Source organism: Burkholderia sp. Ac-20392 (genome assembly GCF_017104585.1).
GTDB classification, from domain to species: Bacteria; Pseudomonadota; Gammaproteobacteria; order Burkholderiales; family Burkholderiaceae; genus Burkholderia; species Burkholderia lata.
The window spans coordinates 1-243 of the sequence record NZ_JAAGPB010000501.1; the positions used below are offsets into that span (position 1 = coordinate 1).

The window sequence follows — 243 nt, forward strand, 5'->3', positions numbered from 1 at the left end:
ATGATGTGATGGAGAAGCGACGTGAGTATGGTACAAGTGCGAGTCTAGATAAGAGGAAAAAGTCAAAGGATAAGAGAAGGATGACGAGAGAAAGATGAGGTGGCAGAAGCTGTGAAGCAGATAGGGGATAGGGTGAAATAGATAGACAGAGTGAGGGTAATGTAGCTGACACGAATGATTGGTTGCGTGATATGAACGTAGAGCACGCGCGGGCTGAAGTTTTTTTTTTTTTTAATAATACGC

The 243-nt window shown here is 43.2% G+C and carries 1 protein-coding gene; it reads right to left on the reverse strand.

The genetic code is table 11. The features are described 5' to 3' along the window. Positions 1-62: 62 nt before the first annotated feature. Positions 63-243 (reverse strand): hypothetical protein (locus G3N99_RS33150; RefSeq protein ID WP_206124482.1); only part of this gene is annotated, 181 nt, incomplete at its 5' end.